The organism is Nonomuraea muscovyensis (genome assembly GCF_014207745.1).
In the GTDB taxonomy this organism is placed as follows: Bacteria; Actinomycetota; Actinomycetes; order Streptosporangiales; family Streptosporangiaceae; genus Nonomuraea; species Nonomuraea muscovyensis.
The window spans coordinates 369,872-388,509 of record NZ_JACHJB010000001.1; the positions used below are offsets into that span (position 1 = coordinate 369,872).

Annotated in this window: 19 protein-coding genes; 8 read left to right on the forward strand and 11 right to left on the reverse strand. The window is 70.9% G+C overall.

Annotated elements, in window-relative coordinates; all coding sequences use genetic code 11:
• Positions 1-257: 257 nt before the first annotated feature.
• The 5 genes from FHU36_RS01815 to pyrG form a co-directional block, all read right to left on the reverse strand.
• Positions 258-1,079 carry a segregation and condensation protein A gene (locus tag FHU36_RS01815; RefSeq protein WP_185082068.1) on the reverse strand — a complete coding sequence of 274 codons (822 nt, stop codon included), beginning with the start codon at positions 1,077-1,079 and terminating at the stop codon, positions 258-260.
• Positions 1,076-2,017, reverse strand: a complete 942-nt coding sequence (locus FHU36_RS01820; protein WP_101782914.1) for a ParA family protein — start codon at positions 2,015-2,017, stop codon at positions 1,076-1,078. Before FHU36_RS01820 ends, FHU36_RS01815 begins: the two co-directional genes overlap by 4 nt.
• Before the next feature lie 117 nt (positions 2,018-2,134).
• Positions 2,135-3,040, reverse strand: coding sequence for a site-specific tyrosine recombinase XerD (locus FHU36_RS01825; RefSeq protein WP_185082070.1), 906 nt, complete (start codon positions 3,038-3,040; stop codon positions 2,135-2,137).
• 15 nt (positions 3,041-3,055) lie between these two features.
• Complete coding sequence (locus FHU36_RS01830; RefSeq protein ID WP_185082071.1) at positions 3,056-3,667, reverse strand: NUDIX domain-containing protein; 612 nt, start codon at positions 3,665-3,667, stop codon at positions 3,056-3,058.
• Complete coding sequence (gene pyrG / locus FHU36_RS01835) at positions 3,664-5,382, reverse strand: CTP synthase (RefSeq protein ID WP_185082072.1); 1,719 nt, start codon at positions 5,380-5,382, stop codon at positions 3,664-3,666. The genes FHU36_RS01830 and pyrG overlap by 4 nt, the downstream gene beginning before the upstream one ends.
• 110 nt (positions 5,383-5,492) lie before the next feature.
• Between pyrG and FHU36_RS01840 the strand changes: the two genes are divergently transcribed.
• The 5 genes from FHU36_RS01840 to FHU36_RS01860 all read left to right on the forward strand — a co-directional run bounded on the left by FHU36_RS01840 (position 5,493) and on the right by FHU36_RS01860 (position 9,976).
• Positions 5,493-6,158, forward strand: coding sequence for an acyltransferase (locus tag FHU36_RS01840; RefSeq protein ID WP_246501914.1), 666 nt, complete (start codon positions 5,493-5,495; stop codon positions 6,156-6,158).
• Between the two features lie 155 nt (positions 6,159-6,313).
• Positions 6,314-7,489: an NAD(P)H-dependent flavin oxidoreductase gene (locus FHU36_RS01845; protein ID WP_185082073.1), complete on the forward strand. Its 1,176-nt coding sequence runs from the start codon at positions 6,314-6,316 to the stop codon at positions 7,487-7,489.
• Between the two features lie 49 nt (positions 7,490-7,538).
• Positions 7,539-8,162: a DUF4126 domain-containing protein gene (locus FHU36_RS01850; protein WP_185082074.1), complete on the forward strand. Its 624-nt coding sequence runs from the start codon at positions 7,539-7,541 to the stop codon at positions 8,160-8,162.
• 577 nt (positions 8,163-8,739) lie between these two features.
• On the forward strand, positions 8,740-9,345 hold the full coding sequence (locus FHU36_RS01855; protein ID WP_185082075.1) for a hypothetical protein: 606 nt from the start codon (positions 8,740-8,742) through the stop codon (positions 9,343-9,345).
• A gap of 118 nt (positions 9,346-9,463) precedes the next feature.
• Positions 9,464-9,976, forward strand: coding sequence for a Uma2 family endonuclease (locus FHU36_RS01860; RefSeq protein WP_246501915.1), 513 nt, complete (start codon positions 9,464-9,466; stop codon positions 9,974-9,976).
• Here the strand turns inward: FHU36_RS01860 and FHU36_RS01865 are convergent, their stop codons facing one another.
• From FHU36_RS01865 to FHU36_RS01885, 6 genes are all read right to left on the reverse strand, one after another.
• Positions 9,977-10,468, reverse strand: coding sequence for a hypothetical protein (locus FHU36_RS01865; protein ID WP_221495736.1), 492 nt, complete (start codon positions 10,466-10,468; stop codon positions 9,977-9,979). It abuts the gene before it with no gap.
• A 368-nt stretch (positions 10,469-10,836) separates the two neighbouring features.
• The gene (locus FHU36_RS01870) at positions 10,837-11,571 is read right to left on the reverse strand and encodes a phosphotransferase (protein WP_185082077.1); all 735 of its coding nucleotides are present in this window, start codon (positions 11,569-11,571) and stop codon (positions 10,837-10,839) included.
• Between the two features lie 190 nt (positions 11,572-11,761).
• Positions 11,762-13,870, reverse strand: coding sequence for an excinuclease ABC subunit UvrB (gene uvrB / locus FHU36_RS01875; RefSeq protein ID WP_221495737.1), 2,109 nt, complete (start codon positions 13,868-13,870; stop codon positions 11,762-11,764).
• Between the two features lie 35 nt (positions 13,871-13,905).
• Positions 13,906-14,040, reverse strand: a complete 135-nt coding sequence (locus tag FHU36_RS45400) for a hypothetical protein (protein WP_281394140.1) — start codon at positions 14,038-14,040, stop codon at positions 13,906-13,908.
• A gap of 32 nt (positions 14,041-14,072) precedes the next feature.
• Positions 14,073-14,306 (reverse strand): helix-turn-helix transcriptional regulator, encoded by a 234-nt coding sequence (locus tag FHU36_RS01880; protein ID WP_185082078.1) that lies wholly within the window; start codon positions 14,304-14,306, stop codon positions 14,073-14,075.
• A 241-nt stretch (positions 14,307-14,547) separates the two neighbouring features.
• Positions 14,548-14,715, reverse strand: a complete 168-nt coding sequence (locus FHU36_RS01885) for a hypothetical protein (RefSeq protein WP_185082079.1) — start codon at positions 14,713-14,715, stop codon at positions 14,548-14,550.
• A gap of 182 nt (positions 14,716-14,897) precedes the next feature.
• Between FHU36_RS01885 and FHU36_RS01890 the strand changes: the two genes are divergently transcribed.
• Genes FHU36_RS01890 through FHU36_RS01900 form a run of 3 tightly spaced genes read left to right on the forward strand, consistent with a single transcriptional unit; the run spans position 14,898 to position 18,549 of the window.
• Entirely contained in the window at positions 14,898-16,517 is a 1,620-nt protein-coding gene (locus FHU36_RS01890) for an SPFH domain-containing protein (protein WP_246501917.1), read from the forward strand.
• Positions 16,514-17,761 (forward strand): SPFH domain-containing protein, encoded by a 1,248-nt coding sequence (locus FHU36_RS01895; protein ID WP_185082080.1) that lies wholly within the window; start codon positions 16,514-16,516, stop codon positions 17,759-17,761. The genes FHU36_RS01890 and FHU36_RS01895 overlap by 4 nt, the downstream gene beginning before the upstream one ends.
• A 14-nt stretch (positions 17,762-17,775) precedes the next feature.
• Positions 17,776-18,549 carry a sporulation protein gene (locus FHU36_RS01900; protein WP_185082081.1) on the forward strand — a complete coding sequence of 258 codons (774 nt, stop codon included), beginning with the start codon at positions 17,776-17,778 and terminating at the stop codon, positions 18,547-18,549.
• Positions 18,550-18,638 lie beyond the last annotated feature (89 nt).

Sequence of the window (18,638 nt, forward strand, 5' to 3'; positions counted from 1 at the left end):
GATGACGGTCACCGGCGTCGGGCTGGGCGTGACTCGGCGTGCCTGCCGCGGACGGCGGCTCAGCAGCGGGGGGCGCGTCCACCGGCGTGGCAGGGGTCTCGTCGGCCACACCCGGGAAGGGCGTCTCCTCGCGACCCGGGGAGGGCGTCTCCTCGCGGGGCTGCGGCGGGACCACCAGGGAGCCCGGAAGGGTCATCCAGGCGGGCAGCGCCGCGTCGGAGGGCGCGCGGGGCGGGGGCGGGACGTCGTCGGGACGGTCAGTCATCAGTGGTCTTCTCCGCGCTCTCCTCGTAGTCGTCGCCCACCGCGACGTCCCCGTCGTCGCTCCCCGTCCAGGTGACGTACAGGTCGCCCAGGGGTTCGACCTGCTCGAACGTGACCGCCGACTCCCGGAAGAGCTCCAGGGCGGCCAGGAACCGGGCGATGACCTCGAAGGTGCCCTCGCAGTCGGCCACCAGGGCCCGGAAGGTGGCCCTGCGCATGCGCCGCAAGCGCTGGACAAGGATAGCGGCTTGCTCGCGGACGCTGGCCAGCGGTTGGTAGATGTGGCCGACGCTGACCGTGGGCGGCGCCTTGGGGGTGAAGGCGCGGGCGGCGATCCGCGCGAGCTGCTCCGGCCCGATGCCGAGGATCAGCTCGGGCAGCAGGTCGGCGAACTGCGGCTCCATCGGCACGGCGCGCGGGAAGCGCAGCGCCTCGTCGGCCATCCGGCCCGCGAAGACCTTCGCGACCTCCTTGTACGCCTTGTACTGCAACAGCCGGGCGAACAGCAGGTCACGGGCTTCGAGCAGGGCGAGGTCCTCCTCGTCCTCGACCTCGCCGGACGGCAGCAGCCGGGCCGCCTTGAGGTCCAGCAACGTGGCCGCGACCAGCAGGAAGTGGCTGGTCTGGTCGAGGTCCCACTCGGGCCCGCGCGAGCGGATGTAGGAGATGAACTCGTCGGTGACCTTCGACAGGGACACCTCGGTGATGTCCAGCTTGTGCTTGGCAATCAGCCCCAGGAGCAGGTCGAACGGGCCCTCGAAGACGTCGAGGTGGACTTGGAAACCCGTGGTCTGCTGCTGTGCCTCCGCCGTCACCTGGCCATTGTGGCAGGCGCGGGCCAGCGGGAGAGCACTTCGCGCGCCAGCTCGCGGTAGGCGTTGGCGCCGAGCGAGGACGGGTCGAACGTCGTGATCGGCTCACCGGCCACCGTGGCGTCGGGGAAGCGGACCGTGCGGTTGATCACAGTGTGGAAGACCTTGTCGCCGAACGCCTCGACGACGCGGGCCAGCACCTCGCGGCCGTGCAGGGTGCGCGCGTCGTACATGGTGGCGAGCAGGCCCTCGATCTCGAGCTGGTCGTTGAGCCGCTCCTGCACCTTGGAGATGGTGTCCATGAGCAGGGCGACGCCGCGCAGCGCGAAGAACTCGCACTCCAGCGGCACCATCACGCCGTGGGCGCAGGTGAGGGCGTTGATCGTGAGCAGGCCGAGGGACGGCTGGCAGTCGATGAGGCAGACGTCGTAGTGCGGCAGCAGCGGCTTGAGCACGCGGCCGAGCACCTGCTCGCGGGCCACCTCGGTGACGAGCTGCACCTCGGCGGCGGACAGGTCGATGTTGCTGGGCAGCAGGTCGAGGCCCTCGACACCGGTCTCCAGCAGCACGTCCTCGGCGGTGACGCCCCGGTCCATCAGCAGGTTGTAGACCGTGAGGTCGAGCTGCAGCGGGTTGATGCCGAGGCCCACGGACAGCGCGCCCTGCGGGTCGAAGTCGACGAGCAGCACCTTCAGGCCGCACTCGACGAGGGCGGCGCCGAGGTTGATGGTGGTGGTGGTCTTGCCCACCCCGCCCTTCTGGTTGACCATCGCGACCACCCGCGCCGGCCCGTGCTCCCGAGGGGGCACCGGGTCGGGGAACACCGGGCGGGGGCGCCGGGTGGGCCCCAGATTCACGCCGGTGGAGGGCGCGTCGGTCTTGGTGTCACCCCAGGGGTTGTCGGGGGTCCCCGGGGTCGAACCGTTGGTCGTCACAGTCACCAGCTCGAACCTCCCTGACGATCCCGAACCGGACCGTCCGGACGGACACTATGGCGTCACCACTTAACGCGGCAAGGCGGCACGCCGGGGGCGCCGCACGTCGCAAACGACTATAGATCACTGACGGGCGCGGGGATGCGCGGCGGCGTACACCTCGCGGAGCCTGTCGACCGTCACCAGGGTGTAGACCTGGGTCGTCGTCACCGAGGCGTGGCCGAGCAACTCCTGGACCACCCTGACGTCGGCGCCTCCGTCGAGGAGGTGGGTCGCGAAGGAATGGCGGAGAACGTGCGGGGATATCCCGTCGAGTCCGGCTCGTTCGGCGGCGGCCTGGAGCACCTCCCAGGCGCCCTGCCGCGTCAGCCGGCCGCCCCGCGCGTTCAGGAACACCGCCGGCGTGCCGCGGCCGTGGGCCAGCAGGCCGGGCCTGGCCCTGACCAGGTAGGCGTCGAGCGCGGCGCGGGCGTAGCGGCCGAGCGGCACGACGCGGGTCCGCCCGCCCTTGCCGCGCAGGCGCACCTGGTCGTCCTCCAGGTCGTCCACGGCCAAGCCGACGGCCTCGGAGATGCGGGCGCCGGTGCCGTACAGGACCTCCAGCAGCGCGCGGTTGCGCAGGGTCAGCGGGGCGCCCTCGGGACCGGAGGCGGCGATGAGCCGTTCGACCTCGTCGACGGCGATCGCCTTGGGCAGCCTGCGGAGCTGGCGCGGCGGCCGCACCTCGTGGGCGGGGTCGTGGGCGGTGACGCCCTCGCGCAGCGCGAAGCGGTGCAGCCCGCGCACGGCCGAGACCGCCCGCGCGGCCGAGCTGGCCACGAGGGCGGGGTGCTCGCCGTCGCCCTCGCGCAGCGCCGCCAGGAAGTCGCGCACGTCGGCCTCGCCCACCTCGCCCAGCGTGGCGCGGCCACGCGAGCGCAGGTGGTCGAGGTAGCGGCGCAGGTCACGACGGTAGGAGGCCAGCGTGTTGGCGGCCAGCCCCCGCTCCACCGCCAGATGGGCGAGGTAGCTGGACAGCACCGGCTCCACGAGTGGGTCCTTCCGTCACGCCTCTGGGGCGTCGGCGGGGCGCAGCGTGGCGTAGCCCTCGGCCGAGGCCGCGTACGCGGCGAGGATACCGGCCACGGCCGGGGAATTGTGGATCATTCCCGCGAGGGCCCGTCGCACGGCGTCGGCCAGCGGCACCCATTCGACCGGCATGCCGATCTCCTCGTGCCGGTGGACGAAGTCGCGCTCGGCCTCGGGGATCGGCTCCAGGTCGCGGGCGAGGAAGACGCGGATCCGCTCGTTCGTCATGCCGGGCGAGGTGATCAGGTCGATGAGCGTGTGCCAGGTGGCGGCGCGGTGACCCGCCTCCTCGGCGAGCTCCCGCGCCGCACCCTCGACCAGCGACTCCCCCTCCACGTCACGCAGGCCGGCGGGCAGTTCCCACAGCAGCCGGCGGGCAGGGTGACGGTACTGGCGGATCAGCAGGACGCGGTCGCGGTCGTCGAGCGCGACCACCGCGACCGATCCCGGGTGGACGGCGTAGTCGCGGTCGGCCACCTCGTCGCCGGGCATCCGCACGGTGTCGGTGACCACCTCGATCACGTGGCCCTTGAACCGCTGCTGCGACGCGACGACCTCCCACGACTCGGGGACGTCCTCGATCCTCACTTGGCCGCCTTGGCGACGGCGGACTGCTGGGCCGCGGTGGACTGCTTGGCGACGGCGGACTGCTTGGCGGCCACCCGGCCGTCGGCGTAGGCGAGGGCCGCGCCGACGAGGCCCCTGAACATCGGGTTGGCGCGGGTCGGCCGCGACCGGAACTCGGGGTGGGCCTGCGTGCCGATGAAGAACGGGTGCACGTCGGCGGGCAGCTCGGTGTACTCGACCAGGCGGCCGTCGGGCGACAGCCCGGAGAAGACGAGGCCGACCTTCTCCAGCCGCTCGCGGTAGGCGTTGTTGACCTCGTAGCGGTGGCGGTGGCGCTCGTCGGCCTTGGCCTTGCCGCCGTAGAGCTGCCTGGCCAGCGTGCCCTCGCCGAGCTTGGCGGTGTAGCTGCCGAGCCGCATCGTGCCGCCCATGTCGCGCTCGCCGGCGACGACGTCCTCCTGGTCGGCCATGGTGGAGATGACGGCGTGCTTGGTGTCGGGGTCGAACTCGGCGGAGTTGGCCTCGGCGATCCCGGCCAGGTGGCGGGCGGCCTCGATGACCATGCCCTGCATGCCGAGGCAGATGCCGAGCAGCGGGATCTTGTTCTCGCGGGCGTGGCGAATGGCGCCGATCTTGCCCTCGATGCCGCGCACGCCGAACCCGCCGGGGATCAGCACACCGTCGACGCCGTCGAGCTCGCGCTCGGCGCCCTCGGGGGTCTCGCAGTCGTCGCTCTTGACCCAGCGGATGTTGACCCGCGCGTCGTTGGCGAACCCGCCCGCGCGCAGCGCCTCGGTGACCGACAGGTAGGCGTCGGGCAGGTCGATGTACTTGCCGACCAGGGCGATGGTGACCTCCTTGGCGGGGCGGTGCACACGCTGCAGGAGCTGGTCCCACTCCTTCCAGTCGACATCGCGGAACGGCAGGCCGAGCCGGCGCACCACGTACGCGTCGAGCCCCTCGGCGTGGAGCACCTTGGGGATGTCGTAGATGGAGGCGGCGTCGACGGCGGAGACGACGGCGTCCTCGTCCACGTCGCACATCAGGCTGATCTTGCGCTTGATCGCGGCCTGCACCGGCCGGTCGGAGCGCAGCACGATCGCGTCGGGCTGGATGCCGATGCTGCGCAGCGCGGCGACGCTGTGCTGGGTGGGCTTGGTCTTGAGCTCGCCGGACGGGCCGATGTACGGCAGCAGCGACACGTGCAGGAAGAAGACGTTGTCGCGGCCGACCTCGTGCCTGATCTGGCGGACGGCCTCCAGGAACGGCAGCGACTCGATGTCGCCGACCGTGCCGCCCACCTCGGTGATGACCACGTCGACGTCGGGGCCGGCCATGCCCCGGATGCGGTCCTTGATCTCGTTGGTGATGTGCGGGATGACCTGGACGGTGTCGCCCAGGTACTCGCCCCGCCGTTCCTTGGCGATGACGTTGGAGTAGACCTGGCCGGTGGTCACGTTGGCCGAACCGTGCAGGTCGGTGTCGAGGAAGCGCTCGTAGTGGCCGACGTCGAGGTCGGTCTCACTGCCGTCGTCGGTGACGAACACCTCACCGTGCTGGAACGGGTTCATCGTGCCGGGGTCGACGTTGAGGTAGGGGTCGAGCTTCTGCATGGTGACCCGCAGGCCGCGTCCCTTGAGGAGGCGGCCGAGGCTGGACGCCGTGAGCCCCTTGCCGAGACTGGAGGCGACACCGCCGGTGACGAACAGATGCTTGGTTTGCGATGCGCTGCGCAAAGGGGCTCCCGTGGCTCGAGGCGTGGTCGAAGTGTCCACGGGCTCTCAGGATATCAAACAACGTCCCCGACATGCCGGAACGGTATGACCTAGCGGTAACTTTGGGCGCTATGTCAGTCGTACGGCGGGTCATGGGCACGCTGATTCACCGAGCCTACGCGGCGATCCGCGAAGCCGGCGCCATCACTGCGGGCAGTCCCGCGGGGCACCGGTTCCGCCGGATCGGCGACGGGGTCAAGATCGCCTTCCCGCCGGGGGCGATCTTCGGCGAGCGGTGGATCGAGATCGGCGACCACACGCTCATCGGCGAGCGGGTGTCGATCTCCTGCGGCATGATGCCCGGCCCCGACCTCGGACCCGACGCGATCCTGCGCATCGGCGGCGGCTGCTCCATCGGCCGCGGCTCGCACATCGTGGCCCACCAGTCGATCGAGATCGGCGACGACGTCTTCACCGGGCCGTACGTCTACATCACCGACCAGAACCACGTCTACGACGACCCAGACGTGCCGATCGGCAGGCAGTGGCCGCGCAACGCCCCCGTCTCGATCGGCGCCGGCTCGTGGCTGGGCGCGGGCGCCATCGTCCTGCCGGGCACGCGGCTCGGGCGGCAGTGCGTGGTGGCGGGCGGCGCGGTGGTGCGCGGGGAGTTCCCCGACCACAGCGTGGTGGCGGGTGTGCCGGCCAAGGTGGTGCGCAGCTACGACCCGGCGCTGGGCTGGAACGCGCCGACCGGCCACCCGCTGACATCGGACCGGCGGGCCACCGCGTCCTGACCCGCGCCCGACCACCGCGCCCGGCCGCCACGCCCTGACCACCGCGTCCTCATCACCAGGTCCTGACCGCCGCACCCTGATCCCCGCGCCCTGATCGCCGACTGATGGGTCCGCGAGGCTGGACCGAACGATATTCGGACCGTTAGCGTCAGGTCATGCGGACCGCTATCTGCGAGCGCCTGGGCATCGAGTTCCCGCTGTTCGCCTTCAGCCACTGCCGTGATGTGGTGGCCGCGGTGACGAACGCGGGCGGCTTCGGGGTGCTCGGCGCCATCGCGTACTCGCCCGAGCAGCTCGACACCGAGCTCACCTGGATCGACGAGCGGGTGGGCGGCCGGCCGTACGGCGTCGACGTGCTCGTACCCAGCAAGATCGACGCTTCGGCGCTGGACGTGGACGCCCGCCTGGCCGACGCCATCCCCGAACGGCACCGCGACTTCGTCGCGCACCTGTTCTCCAAGTACGGCCTGACCGCCCCGCCCTCGGGTGTGTCACTCGGCCCCGTGGCGGGCCCTGCCGCGCGCTCCGCCGCCTCCCCGGCCGCCGGGTCGGCGGACGAGGTGGGGCGGCGGGTCACCGCGGCGGGCGCGACCGGCCTGATCGACGTGGCGCTGAAGCACCCCATCGGGCTGATCGCCAGCGCGCTGGGTCCGCCACCGGCCGAGATGGTGGCCCAGGCACGCGAGGCGGGCGTCCCGGTCGCGGCGCTGGTCGGCACCGTCGAGCACGCGCGCAGGCAGGTCGCGGCGGGCGCCGACCTCATCGTGGCCCAGGGCACCGAGGCGGGCGGCCACACCGGCGACATCTCCACGATGGTGCTGGTCCCGCAGGTGGTGGACGCCGTCGCTCCGGTCCCGGTGCTGGCCGCCGGCGGCATCGCGTCCGGGCGGCAGATGGCGGCGGCGCTCGCGCTCGGCGCGGAGGGCGTGTGGTGCGGGTCGGTCTGGCTGACCACCGAGGAGGCCGAGACGGCGCCCGCGGTGAAGCGCAAGATGCTCGCCGCCTCCTCGCTCGACACGGTCAGGTCGCGTTCCCGTACCGGCAAGCCGGCCCGCCAGCTCAGGTCGGCCTGGACCGAGGAGTGGGACGCCGCGCAGGAGAGCCCCGGCCCGCTGGGCATGCCGCTGCAACTGCTGATGGCCGAGGAGGCGATGGCCCGCATCGGCGCCGCCGCCGAACGCGGCGAGCCGGGGGCCGTGGAGCTGGCCAACTACTTCGTCGGCCAGGTCGTGGGCCAGCTCGACCAGGTGAGGCCGGCCCGTGAGGTGGTCTACGAGATGGTCAGCGAGTTCGCCGACGCCGTGGAACGCCTGCACCGCCTGTCCGGGTGACGTTCCCGCGGCCCGCTCGCGCTCCGGGGCGGGCGGGCAGACTGGAGTCATGCTCGCTGCGCTGACGGGGCTCGGGTTGTCGACGGCCGCCGGACTGAACGCCTACATCCCGCTGCTCGTCGTGGGCGTGCTCGCCAACCTCACGGACGCGGTCAGGCTGCCCGACGGCTACGGCTGGCTGTCCAACTGGGGCGTGCTCGCCGTGATCGCCGTGCTGCTGGCCGCCGAGATGGTGCTCGACAAGGTGCCGGCCGTCGACTCGGTCAACGACGCCATCCAGACGGTGGTACGCCCCGCGTCCGGCGGCGTGGTGTTCAGCGCCACGAGCGCCGCCGCCGAGCTGGACCGGTCGACGTGGATGACCGAGCACCCGTGGGCGGGCTGGCTGCTGGGCATCGTCCTGGCGCTGGCCGTACACGCACTCAAGGCGGTGTCCCGTCCGGCGATCAACGCGGGCACGGCCGGCGTGGGCGCGCCGGTGGCGAGCACCGTGGAGGACGCCGGGTCGCTGGGCATGAGCCTGGTGGCGGTGTTCGCGCCGCTGCTGGTGGTCGTGGCGCTGGTTCCGCTGGTGTTGTTCGGGTGGTGGGCGGTCAGGAAGGCCCGCCGCATCCGCGCCCGCCGCAGGCAACGCGCCGCGCCCCCGCCCTCGGGCCACCCCGCCGAGCGCTGATCGCTCCCATCCAAGGGCTCGGCGGGTGGGGCCGTCGGCGGCACCGCCGCGATCAGCCGGGAAGGTCAGTACGGTCGACGGCGCGCGGGTAGGCGCAGGGGCACAGCGCCTCGGACTTCCTCCCGACGTACACCCACAGGCCGCGAGCGGTCTTCTTCTTGCCGCCGCTCGTTGTAGCAGGTCGCGACGGCACGGACGGATCCGCTGCCACGCGTGCAGTCCGCCCAGGTCAGGTACGGCTTGACACCCTTGGGGACATAACCGGCACATCGTCCGCACGCCGGTATCCCGGCCACAACCCGCCGGAAGCACCGGCTCATCCGGGGGGCTGACGGAGTCTCCCTCTCCGGGCTGACGCGCTCACGACGAGCCCGTCCATACCATCGGCGGGCGCGGCCGATGTCCGACGCCGGCGGCGTAGGCCGCGTGTGGGCGCTCCACGGCCCCCGCCCAGACGCCCACACGCCCTACGTCCCGCCGGCTGCCTCCCGCCGTTCCGTGGCCGCATGCATTGGCGTAGCAAGGTCCACCGGCGCATCGGGCGCACTATCCTCTAGGGCAGTGACCCGATCAGGAGGTGGACGCGATCAGCGAGTTGCTTCTCATCGTGCTGGTGGTTCTGGCGTTCCTCCTGCTGCTGACCGGGGTGGGCGTCTACTTCCTGGTCAAGGTGGGCAGGAAGGCGGCGACCAAGGCCAAGCAGGCGACGACCCGGCTGACCACCCACGTCAACGCCATGGGCACCGGCGACGCGGCCGAGGTCGAACGGCTCCGGCTCGACCTGCGGCGCGAGGTGTCGCTGACCCGCCAGGCCGTCGAGCAGGCGCAGCAGCAGGGTTGGGGCCTGGGCGACCTGCCCCACCTGCTGGCCGACCTGACCCGCCAGGCCGACGTGCACGACGCGCAGCTCGGCATGTACGCCCAGCAGCGCCGCGTGTCGCCGTACGTCGACCACGCCACCCTGGGCAAGCTCCGGGAGCACCAGGCGAAGCTGACGGCGATGTGCGCCCGCCTGCGCGCCGACCTGCTCGGCCACCAGGTGCACCACGCCGGCTCGGGCATCGACGACCTGCACGCCCGCACCGACCTGGAGCTGGAGGCCCGCCGGAGCACGCCCGACCCGCTGGACGAGATCGACGAGCTCTACCGCAAGACCATGGAAGAGCGCAGAGACCGCCCCTGACGACTACGGCACGTGACATGATCGGTCCACGGCGTGATATCGCCGAGGAGGCATAGCGATGAGCACAGCCCTTCCGGAGTGGTTCTACCCCGGCCCTGAGGGTGGGTGGACCGCCGACATGCTCGACCACCTCCCCCCCGACGCGCCCCCGCACGTCGAGCTGATCGATGGGTCACTCGTCATGATGTCACCGCAAACCGCATTCCACATGCTCACGCTTCGGCTGCTCGAGCAGTCCCTCAAGCCACCTCATGAGCTTGTCGTCGCCCGTGAGATGGCCATAACTCTTGGCATGCGCCAGCGCCCCGAGCCCGACATCCTGCTGGTGAAGCGCTCAGCGCTGGAGTCGCAGGTGACGACGTTCAACCCACAAGACGTCCATCTGGTCGTCGAGGTCGTATCTGAGGAGTCGGTGGATCTGGACCGCACCACCAAACCGATCAAATACTCCGACGCGGGCATTCGGCATTTCTGGCGAGTGGAGCAGGAGGACGGACACCCCGTGGCCTACACGTTCGAGCTGGAACCGGCCGTACGCGCATACGTACCCACCGGCATCCACCGCAAGCGACTGGTCACGAACATCGGCTTCGATGTGGACCTCGACCTCGACCTCGACCGCGTCATCTGATCAGCCGCCTCCCCACTCCTCGTAGACCCTGGCGGCGATCGCCTCGATGTCGGCCCCCTTGTTCGCCATCGCGCGGGTGGCCTGCGCCTGCGCCGTGGTCGGCGTCACGCCCTCCAGCAACACCGGCAGCGCCATCGCGCGCAGCAGCACCTCGGTCGGCGAGATGCCCGACGGCCGCCGCACCACCGACACGTTGACCCGCAACGCGTGCTCGTTGTACGGGTGCACTCCCGGCCGGGGCGTCTCGACGGCCGCGTACCGGAAGCCGTTGGCCAGGTCGCAGGGCCCGCACCCCGCGGGCCCGCGGCTCAGCCGCTCCCCGCACTCGTCACAGGCCAGCCGGTCGTAGGCGGCGTCCACGACCCGCCAGTCGTGCCGGTCGGGCTCGTCGACGACCATCTCCGCGATGGCGACCTCGTCATCCGGCCGCACCGTGCCGAACTCCCGCGCCAGGAACGCCCGCCATCCGTCCTCCACGATGCCGTCCACCATCCGGGCGCACCGAGGACAACCGGGAGCGCCGGCCGGCTCCCGATGGGAGCATTCGTCACATCTCCGCATACGGGCACCGTACGCGGCGGCTGGCGGCACTTCACGCGATTATCCGCCACCCCCGACCTACCTCTGTGACGGCTTGCGCCGGTCCGCCACCTGGCATCGGGAAACCGCCGCAAGCCCGCATCCGGCGGCCGGCCAGCGCAGACGGTGCTCTCTCAACCCGCCCAGGCGAACCCGGCGTCCGGAGCGCCGTCCCACGCGGTCGTCGTGCTCCACACGCGATGGTGAGTAGGCGCAGTCGGCACTCCGGCTCACGGAGGAGCGGCGTCACAGACGGCGCTCCGGCTCAGCGAGGAGCGGCATCACAGACGGCGCTCCAGCTCACTGCGGTGGTGGGCGACCCAGGCGTACGCGGCTCGCAACGACCCGGGCACGCCCGCGTGCAGCAGCCGGCGCATCGCGGGGTCTCCCGCCGCCGCGCCCGCCTCGATCCCGTGCCGGCAGCGGTCCTGCCACCACAGGATCGTCTCGACGAGGCCGTCACGGCCGGTCAGCCCGTAGGCATCGCAGATCAACCGCAGCGAACGACCGGTATCGGCGAGGTCCGTCACCGAGGGGCCCAGGTCGAGGTACTGCCAGCACACGTGGGCGACATCCTGGATGCGGGAGCCCGGCGCGGCCAGATCCCAATCGATGAACGCGACCGGCAGCAGGCCGTCGTCCGGGCCCCGGTACACCGTGTTCTTCGGGGACAGGTCGTTGTGGCAGACGACCTCCTCCGCACCGGCGAGGGCCGTGCCCGCCGTCAGGTCGTGAAACTCGCGGACCAGCTCCGCGACGCGGGCCAGGGCCCGGCGCGAGGTCACGCCGGGTGTCCGGCACTCCTGCCAGGGGACGTGGCCGGGGATGTGGCTCAGTATCTCGCGGTCGCGCTCGTCCACACCGAGGAACCGGGGAGCTGCGGGCCAGCCTCGTTGTCGCAGGAGTTTCAGCAGCTCGTGAACGAAACGGCTGCGGGAACGCAACGGCCGGCGCACGGTGTCACCGACCCTGACGACCTCGTTGATCCAGCCTCCGGGTAGGCGAATCTCCTCCACGCACCGCCTCTTTCGCGCTCGACGACGTGATCCACGCCGCCTACGGCTGCAGCCGAGCAGCTCCCCACGGGTGCCCGGCCGGAGACCTCCCGGGTCGGCCGGTCCGGTGTCGAATGCCGCCCGGGTCGGCCGGTCCGGTGTGTCGAGTGCCGCCCGTACGGACGTTTTCCGGCGGGGGCTGGGTGCGCCTCTACCTGACCCCTGCCTCCTTCATGTCGCGCAGCTCGCGCTTGAGCTCCTTGATCTCGTCGCGCAGCCGGGCCGCCACCTCGAACTGCAGGTCGGCCGCCGCCTGGTGCATCTGCTCCGTCAGCGACTCGATCAGCGACTCCATCTGGGCGCGCGGCATCTCGCCCGCGATGGCCTTGGCGTGCTGGCCCGCCTGCTTGGCGGCGAAGCCGGGCACCGGCGCCTTGCCGCGGGACTGCTGGCGGCCGCCGCCGAGGAGCTTGTCGGTGTCGGCGTCCTCGCGCTGCAACGAGTCGAGGATGTCGGCGATCTTCTTGCGCAGCGGCTGCGGGTCGATGCCGTTGGCCTCGTTGTAGGCGATCTGCTTGGCGCGGCGCCGGTTGGTCTCGTCGATGGCCCGCTCCATCGACGGGGTGACCTTGTCGGCGTACATGTGGACCTGGCCCGAGACGTTTCGGGCGGCGCGGCCGATCGTCTGGATGAGGGAGGTCTCGGAGCGGAGGAAGCCCTCCTTGTCGGCGTCGAGGATGGCCACCAGCGACACCTCGGGCAGGTCGAGGCCCTCGCGCAGGAGGTTGATGCCGACGAGCACGTCGAACTCGCCGACGCGCAGCTCGCGCAGCAGCTCGATGCGGCGCAGCGTGTCGACCTCGCTGTGCAGGTAGCGAACCCGGATGCCGAGCTCCAGGAGGTAGTCGGTCAGGTCCTCGGACATCTTCTTGGTCAGCGTGGTGACCAGGACCCGCTCGTCGCGCTCGGCGCGCTCACGGATCTCGTGGACCAGGTCGTCGATCTGGCCCTTGGTCGGCTTGACGACGATCTCGGGGTCGACCAGACCGGTCGGGCGGATGACCTGCTCGACCACATCGCCCTTGACCCGGCCCAGCTCGTAGGGGCCGGGCGTGGCCGACAGGTAGACGGTCTGGCCGATGCGCTCCAGGAACTCCTCCCACTTCAGCGGCCGGTTGTCGAGCGCCGAGGGAAGGCGGAAGCCGTGGTCGACCAGGGTGCGCTTGCGGGAGGCGTCGCCTTCGTACATGGCGCCGATCTGCGGCACGGTCTGGTGGGACTCGTCGAGGACCAGCAGGAAGTCCTCCGGGAAGTAGTCGAGCAGCGTGTTGGGCGCGCTGCCCGGCTCGCGACCGTCCATGTGGCGCGAGTAGTTCTCGATGCCGGAGCAGGTGCCGATCTGGCGCATCATCTCGATGTCGTAGGTGGTGCGCATGCGCAGCCGCTGGGCCTCCAGCAGCTTGCCCTGGCGCTCCAGCTCCTCCAGCCTCCCGGCCAGCTCCGCCTCGATGCCGCCCACGGCCGCCGCCATCCGCTCCTCGCCCGCCACGTAGTGGGAGGCGGGGAAGATGTAGAGCTCCTCGTCCTCGGTGATGACCTCACCGGTGAGCGGGTGCATGGTCGAGAGCTTCTCGATCTCGTCGCCGAACATCTCGATGCGCACGGCGAGCTCTTCGTACTTGGGGATGATCTCGATCGTGTCGCCGCGGACCCGGAACGTGCCCCGCGTGAAGGCGAGGTCGTTGCGCGCGTACTGCATGTCGACGAGGCGGCGCAGCAACTGGTCGCGGTCGACATCCATGCCGACGCGGAGCCTGGCCATGCGGTCGACGTATTCCTGCGGCGTGCCCAGGCCGTAGATGCACGACACCGACGCGACCACGATCGTGTCGCGGCGGGTGAGCAGCGAGTTGGTGGCCGAATGGCGCAGCCGCTCGACCTCGTCGTTGATCGAGGAGTCCTTCTCGATGTAGGTGTCGCTCTGCGGGACGTAGGCCTCGGGCTGGTAGTAGTCGTAGTAGGAGACGAAGTATTCGACCGCGTTGTTGGGCAGCATCTCGCGCAGCTCGTTGGCGAACTGGGCGGCGAGCGTCTTGTTGGGCTGCATGACCAGGGCGGGCCGTTGCAGCCGCTCGATGAGCCAGGCGATGGTGGCGGTCTTGCCGGTGCCGGTGGCGCCCAGCAGCACGCTGTCCTTGGCCCCGGCCTTGACGCGGCGCTCCAGCTCGGCGATGGCCGTCGGCTGGTCGCCGGAGGGAGTCATCTCGGTGACGACCTCGAAGGGCGCCACCTTCCGCTGCAAATCAGTGACCGGTCGCATGCTGCCACTGTAGGCCGCGTCACCGACAGAAAGCGTCACCCGGTGATGGGCACCCCCCGCATCGGGGTGAACCCGAACAGCGTGACGTCCACGCTGGTCACGTCCACGGGCGGGGCGGTCATGAGCACGAACATCCGGATCCGCCCGCCCGGCCCGAGCGACTTCAGCACGGTGGTGGAGCAGCAGGCGGAGGTCGCATCCGTCAGGCGGTCCGCTCGCCGATCCTGGGGAAGGGAGTGGTGGAGAAGACCACCTCGACCGGCACCTCGAAGTATCCGGCGATCCGCAACGCCAGATAGAGGCTCGGGCTGTATTCGCCGCGCTCCAGGTAGCCGACCGTCTGGTAGTGCACTCCCAGCGCCTCGGCCAGCTGCCGTCGGGTGACGCCGCGTTCGGCGCGCAGGAGGGCGATGCGGTTGTAGACCGTCTCACTCATCGGGGCTCATTGTGTCAGCCGATGCGCTGGAGTGCCTTTTCACGACGGCCGGCCGAGCCGGACTCGCGCCTGGCCGTGCGGCGCAGGATGGGCGGGGGGAACAGCAGCCCGGCCGCCCCGCGATGGCGGTGAGCCCGCCGGCCAGCACCATGAACAGGCCCGCGACCGCCACGAACGCCATGCCGCTCGGGGCGGTGAGCGACAGCCACACCACCCGGCCCACAAGGTAGCCCACCATGCCCTATGGCAGGGCCTTGGCCCGCGGCAACGTGCCGTCCTCGCGCTCGACGGCCAGGGTGCCCACGGTCCCGGTGAGACCGTTGAAGGCGACGCCCATGCCGAGCATGCCCGGGAGCGCGGCGGCGCCGGTGGAGCTGACGCGCTCGTCCGGCTCGCTCCTTGCGCCCATCACCACTCCTGATAGTAGATCTACTACATCGATAGCACACCTGCTATTCAGCGCAATAGACCTGTGATGTGCATTGCAAGCGAACAGCAAGCCGCAGCCGATACGGTCAAAACCGGCCTGTAGCGGAAAAGGAAGGTGCTATGTCACGACCCAGAGAGGCGCTCCGACAAGCAGGTCAGGGCATGGCCCAAGCCGTGGCGCAGGGCGGCGACCTGCGGCAGGCGGTGGGCCAGGCCGTCGGCCAGGTCGCGCAGTACGCCGGACAGGGCGGGCAGTACACCGGGCAGGGCGGGCAGTACGGGGGCCAGGGCGGGCAGCAGGGGTTCGCGCTGAACCCGCACGACTTCGCCGCCGCTCGTGACGGAGGGGTGTCCATCGGCACCCTGATCGAGGCCAGGACCGCGTCGCTGAACGAGGCCGGCGAGATCGTCAACCGCAGCTTCGCCGAGAACGGCATGCACGTCATCTCGCCCGTGGTGATCCCCAAGAGCGGCACCGCGAAGGTGCTCGTGCCGCTCGCCGTCCTCGTCGCACTCGGCCTGATCGGCGCGCTCGGCAACGTCATCCCGCGGACCGAGCTGTTCTTCGGCCCCCACTACTGGGCCGTGCTGGTGCTCGCCGCCGCGTTCCTGTGGTGGCGGCGCAGCGTGGTGATGGTGCCCGAGGGTTGCAAGGCCCTGATCACCAAGTTCGGCAAGCTCGTGCACATCGCCGACCCGGGCCGGGTGACGCTGTTCAACCCGTGGAAGCGGGTCAGCTACATCGTCAACACCACGCGCGAGTACCCCTTCAACGCCCCCATCAGCGAGGCGCCGACCCAGCAGGGCGTCAAGGCGAGCGTCGACCTGTTCCTGCAGTTCAGGATCGAGAACCCGGCCGAGTTCATCTTCGTCCTCGGCTCGGTCAGCGGCTTCCAGTCCAAGCTGCAGAACGCCATCAGCGAGGTCACCCGCTCCCTCATCTACGCCCAGCGGGCCGAGGACATCTACGACCTGGTGGGCGAGAGCACCCTCGGCATGCTGGAGAGCCTCAACCAGCAGTTCCTGCCGGCCGTGCGGCTGACCGACGTCAACATCACGCACGCCGAGCCGTCCAGCCAGGAGTACCGGATGGACCTGGCGGCCCCCGAGATGGTGCGGGTCGCCAAGGAGGCCTACACCTACGAGTACGAGCTGCAGCTGCGCAAGGAGCAGAACGAGGGCGACCTGGTCAAGGAGCTGGCCGGCCTGCAGGAGACGCTGAGCGCCATCCAGGCGGAGATCGCCGGCTACCAGGCCCGCATGGACACCGCACTCGAACGCGCCTCCCACCAGGCCACGGCACAGGCCAGGCAGCGCCTGGTCGAGGCCGAGTCGACGGCCAACGCAAACTCGGCGCTGCTGCAGGCGCAGGCGCTCGACATCAGGGCGCTGAGCGCGGCCGAGGCGCCGGAGATCCTCGACTACCGCTTCCAGCAGGACCTGCTGGACAAGCTGGAGTCGGTCGCGACCCGGCTGCCGCAGGTGGTGCAGGTGGGCGAGCAGACCGACATCGACTTCCTGGAGCTGGCCCAGCAGCTCGTCGGCGGGAAGGGCACCGCGCTGTTCTCGCCCGAGGACATGACCGCCATCCGCTCCAGGCTCGGCGAGATCGGCAGGCGCGTGGAGAACCGGGAGGCCGAGATCGCCGCGCTGCTCAGGAAGGTGGCCGAGGACGTCTCCGAGGCCCCCACCGTCGCCACCGCCACCGCCCCCGTCCCGGAGACCCCCGCCGAGACCACCGCCCCGATCCCCGTACAGAAGCTGGAGCGTGAGGCCCGATGAGCGGGCGCGAGTTCTCGAAGATCAAGGAGTCGCTGGCGTCCTGGTCGGAGATCCGCCAGCTGCTGCGCGGCGGCGAGCAGGGCCAGCTCGTGCCCGTCGTCATCCCCAAGGACCGGCGCGGCTTCTCGTGGATGACGCTGGTGTTCGTGGCGCTGTACTTCGCCGGCATGGCGGTCGTGACCGACGTCAGGGCCGTCGCCGCGCTCGCCGCGGTGTTCCTGCTGGCCCTGGCGGCCATCCTGATGTGGCGCAAGGCGATCATCGAGATCGAGGAGGGCACCACCGGCGTGCGCAGCCGCTGGGGCGCGATCACCGGCACGCTGCCGCCGGGCCGCCACTACCTGTGGCTGCCGTGGGACCGGGTGGACGCCGTGGTCGACACCTCCACCGAGATCCCCTACTCGGCGCCCATCGTGGCCTGCCCGACAGCCGAGAACGTGCCGCTGAAGTCGATCGAGTTCTTCCTGAAGTTCCGCATCGTCGACCCGGTGGCGTTCGTCCGCACGATCGGCGCGGGCAACTTCGACCTGGTGCTGTCGAGCGCCGTGCAGGACGCGATCAGGCAGCGCAGCCGCAGGGTCAACACCGAGCGCGCCTACGACCTGCGCGGTTCCGACGTGGGCGACATGCAGGATGCGCTCAACCGCCAGCTCGGCCGGTACGGCGTGCGCGTCACCGGCGCCAACATCCCCGACGTGCAGCTGCCCGACCAGTACCAGCAGCACCTGGCCACCCGCGAGAAGGTCGCCAAGGAGCTGTCGGCCTACGAGCGCGAGTGGGAGCTGACCCGCAAGCGCCGCATCGACACGCTGCTCATGGAGATCGAACGGTCCAAGAAGACCCGTGACGCCCGCGTCGTCGAGGTCAGGGCCGCCTACAACACGGCGCGCAAGGACGTGGCCCGCATGCTGGAGGAGCAGGAGACCGAGGCGCAGCGCGTGCGCTGGGAGATCGAGGCGCGTGGCCGGGCCGAGCTGACCTCCGCCGAGAACGAGGCCAAGGCGCTGCGCCGGCTGGCCGAGTCCTACCGCGACAACCGGGCCGTGCTCCAGTACGAGCTGGCCAGGCGGCGGCTCGACGTGGGCGCCAAGCTGGCGGAGAACGCCCCCCAGCCGCTGGTCGTGCGCACCCAGCAGGGCGCCGGCGACTCCGCGCTGTCCACGCTGCTGCTGGCCCAGCTGCTGCCCCGCATCTCGGCCGGGCAGATCTCCGGCAACCACAACGGCCACGCCCCCAACGCATAGGAGGAGAGAACCCCATGGTGTTCCGCAAGCTGATGGCCGCGTTCGGCGCGGGCGTCGAAGTCGACACAGTGCTGACCAACGCCACCGTCCGGCCCGGCGAGGCGCTGAAGGGCGTCGTCCACTTCCGCGGCGGCGGCTCCGACTACAAGGTCGAGGGCATCTTCATCGACCTGACCGCCGTGGTCGAGGTGGAGAGCGGCGACAACGAGTACAAGACGACCTACAGCTTCCTGCGCCAGCAGGTCGCCGGGACGTTCCAGCTCGCCGCGGGCGCCCAGCACAGCCAGCCGTTCGAGATCCCGATGCCGTGGGAGACTCCGGTCAGCGCCGTCGCCGGACACCCGCTGCCCGGCATGAAGCTGGGCGTGCGGACCGAGCTGGCGCTGGCCGGCGCGATCGACAAGGGCGACCTCGACCCGCTGTTCGTCGGCCCGCTGCCCGCGCAGGAGCACGTGCTCGGCGCGCTCGGCCGGATGGGCTTCCAGTTCAAGAAGGCCGACCTGGAGCGGGGCACGCTGTACGGCTCGACGATGCCGTTCTTCCAGGAGATCGAGTACTTCGCGGGCGGCCAGTGGCGGCGCTACTTCAACGAGCTGGAGCTGACGTTCATCGCCGGGCCGCGGCAGATGGACGTCATCCTGGAGGCCGACAAGCGGGGCGGCTTCCTGACCTCCAGCCACGACACCTACAACAGGTTCACCGTCCACTACGACGCCGACCCGGCCGCGGCCGAGCACGCGCTGCAGCGCGGCCTGGAGCAGATGGCCCGCCACCGCGGCTGGTTCTGACCCGCCGGACACCCCGGGCGGTGCCGGGCCGCGGCCCGCGCCGCCCGTCGAGCCGGGCACGGGTTTATCTCCCTCGTGCTGGCAGTCGC

Bases quoted from the DNA above. Each gene is read 5' to 3' on its own strand.
- FHU36_RS01840 (WP_246501914.1), top strand. From the start codon at position 5,493: ATGTCAGTCGTACGGCGGGTCATGGGCACGCTGATTCACCGAGCCTAC.
- FHU36_RS01845 (WP_185082073.1), top strand. From the start codon at position 6,314: ATGCGGACCGCTATCTGCGAGCGCCTGGGCATCGAGTTCCCGCTGTTC.
- FHU36_RS01850 (WP_185082074.1), top strand. From the start codon at position 7,539: ATGCTCGCTGCGCTGACGGGGCTCGGGTTGTCGACGGCCGCCGGACTG.
- FHU36_RS01860 (WP_246501915.1), top strand. From the start codon at position 9,464: ATGCTCGACCACCTCCCCCCCGACGCGCCCCCGCACGTCGAGCTGATC.
- FHU36_RS01865 (WP_221495736.1), bottom strand. From the start codon at position 10,468: ATGGTGGACGGCATCGTGGAGGACGGATGGCGGGCGTTCCTGGCGCGG.
- uvrB (WP_221495737.1), bottom strand. From the start codon at position 13,870: ATGCGACCGGTCACTGATTTGCAGCGGAAGGTGGCGCCCTTCGAGGTC.
- FHU36_RS01880 (WP_185082078.1), bottom strand. From the start codon at position 14,306: ATGAGTGAGACGGTCTACAACCGCATCGCCCTCCTGCGCGCCGAACGC.
- FHU36_RS01885 (WP_185082079.1), bottom strand. From the start codon at position 14,715: ATGGGCGCAAGGAGCGAGCCGGACGAGCGCGTCAGCTCCACCGGCGCC.
- FHU36_RS01890 (WP_246501917.1), top strand. From the start codon at position 14,898: ATGGCCCAAGCCGTGGCGCAGGGCGGCGACCTGCGGCAGGCGGTGGGC.
- FHU36_RS01895 (WP_185082080.1), top strand. From the start codon at position 16,514: ATGAGCGGGCGCGAGTTCTCGAAGATCAAGGAGTCGCTGGCGTCCTGG.
- FHU36_RS01900 (WP_185082081.1), top strand. From the start codon at position 17,776: ATGGTGTTCCGCAAGCTGATGGCCGCGTTCGGCGCGGGCGTCGAAGTC.